The following is a 2191-nucleotide window of genomic DNA, read 5'->3' as shown; positions in this document are numbered from 1 at the left end:
CAGCGCTTTGAAATACCGGTCGCCAAGAGAATTTAGGCGCTTGGCAGCAGCATCAATTTAACGGGGAGTTGGTGTCCGGTTTGGTAGGGGCAAGTCCAAGCACAATATCTTCCCAACCAGATATCAAGTCCTGGTTTTCGGCGACGATCCGGCAGGAATCACCATTGTCTTTACGACAGAGACTAAGCGCCTCTTCGCGCGCGCCCTCGAGAGTTCGATCGCCGTAATGCCGGTAAATTTTGCTGGAATCCTTAGACATTGCCATAGCTTTTTCAGTGACGCTTAGGAGATAGGTCTCACCGACAAGACGTTCAGCAGGCGTCAGTCTTGAGAGAAAAGGCATAAATGCGCCGCGGTTCATAGAAGGTAGCCGATTTCGTCTCAAAAAATCGTCGATGTTAGGGTTGATAAGTGCACTGGCGTCATTCCTATAGAGTGTATGCCCATCGGTACCAAACGGGGGGAGCATCACAAGGTCAGCATTTCCACCTTGCGAGCGATAGCCTGCGATCATTTGATTGACGAGATCCGGCCCGAAATGAGGATCATTTTGGGCATAGATCCACAGTGTCGGAGTTGGATTCTCAGCTCCGAACTTCGAAACTGTCTGTATCAGATCCGATTGGAATAACGAACAATTAGGGGCGTCGGCCCAATGGGTGCTGTGGTAGACTCCGCCTGAAATATTGATAATCGCCGCCAATGGATGTCCTGACTGAGCACCTAGGTTCAGCATCGACGCACCACCTATAGAAACGCCCACACCCAACGCCAAGGAAGGATCAACGTCTGATCGCTGCCGAATAGCCACTAATGCAGCCCCGAGTTCTGCACCATGCTCATTTAAAAAGTCAGCCACTCTAGGAGCTGTGCAATTGCCCCCATCATCCCTGAACCTCCCTGAAGAATGGCCATACCCTGGCCAAATAATCGATGCGGCTAGCCAGCCTCGGTGAGCGTAATCATGCGCCATTTTTGCAAGCCAATCCGCACGCGCGGCGGACGGATCGGCTAGCGAGGAACCGTTAATAATGAGTGCTATTGGAAACTTTTCGCCTTTTATGGGACGGACAATTAGAGCTTCGATTTTGTCTAAATGATCGCCGACCTGTATGGGCAGATATATTTGTTCTTCGCGTACCTCTGTATCGGCAAACGTTTGGCCCGCATACAAGATCAAACCTAACGTCAAGGAAATGAGCATTCGCATAGCGGCTAGTACCTGTAGACTTTTTTATTGGACTCGTATGCGATAAAATCGCAATTTGGAATTATCCACAAGTGACAAATTTTTTAAGGTCGCTCATGGGTAATGACGTAGCCGATGCATCGGGAGTTCCAGTGGCTACGATTCGCCGGTGCTGCCTTAGCTCGAAGCCCTGCTGGCTCGGTTAAGGTGGCTTTAATGACATTGAGTCGATCCGAATGGCGATGCAGGGGATGTACGGTGTCTTAAGGGTTCAGCCCGGTTCACCTAACGGGGCTGTGAGCGACGAGGATGAGATCCGTTTTGGCAGTGTTGTAGCTGACCTCGCCGCTGAAAAAGGCATCGGCCATTTTCTTTATAGCTCGGAGGGAGCCATTAGCAGGACGATGGAACCCTCGAAGGTAAGGCTGATCTGAACATTTGTCGGATGATCGTTCCCGACCTGTAAAGCTTTGGTCACTGGCTTGCCAATACCGGTCTTCACGCCTTAGGAGCCGCGCTCGGGAAGCCTGGCACTTGGGCGTACAACACTGGGCTTACGGATCAATGGCTGCCTAAGTCATACAAGGTGATTTGGGTAAAGGCTTACAGCGAGATTTGATTGAGTGAGTTCAAAATCTTGGGCAAGAGCGAATCTATAGTTGAACCCTCAATAGCCTGAACCGACGGTCGCATCTGCACTTTTCTCCGAAAAGCATCGACTGCCTGCAGATCATTCAGATTAATAGCCAGGCTAATGGCTTGTCGAACTGCGACAAATGCGTAAGCGTCCGCTACTGAAAATCCATCGCCCACCAACCAGTCCCTCTGGGAAAGCAGTTCCTCCAGCCATTCATAGGGGCCGCGTAGCCATTGACGATAGTAAGCCATAGTCGCTGCATCTATACGTAACCGTCCGGCGAAGTCACCTACCCGATCCCTGCAATAAGGACGATGTTCTCCACTTAAAAAATATGTGGACACCATCGCCCTTATCATCGGGAT

2 protein-coding genes are annotated in these 2191 nt (G+C 50.6%); both read right to left on the bottom strand.

Annotation, left to right across the window (positions count from 1 at the left end; genetic code table 11):
- Positions 1-52 precede the first annotated feature (52 nt).
- Positions 53-1210 carry an alpha/beta hydrolase gene (locus KDX37_RS29045; protein WP_231656614.1) on the bottom strand — a complete coding sequence of 386 codons (1158 nt, stop codon included), beginning with the start codon at positions 1208-1210 and terminating at the stop codon, positions 53-55.
- Between the two features lie 582 nt (positions 1211-1792).
- The coding region (locus tag KDX37_RS29040; RefSeq protein ID WP_231656613.1) for a glutathione S-transferase family protein at positions 1793-2191 on the bottom strand (399 nt) is incomplete at its 5' end.

Origin of the sequence: Pseudomonas californiensis, from assembly GCF_021147775.1 — a bacterium.
GTDB lineage: Bacteria > Pseudomonadota > Gammaproteobacteria > Pseudomonadales > Pseudomonadaceae > Aquipseudomonas > Aquipseudomonas californiensis.
The sequence above is the reverse complement of the archived record's forward strand: the minus strand, read 5'-3'. Positions and strand labels throughout refer to the sequence as shown.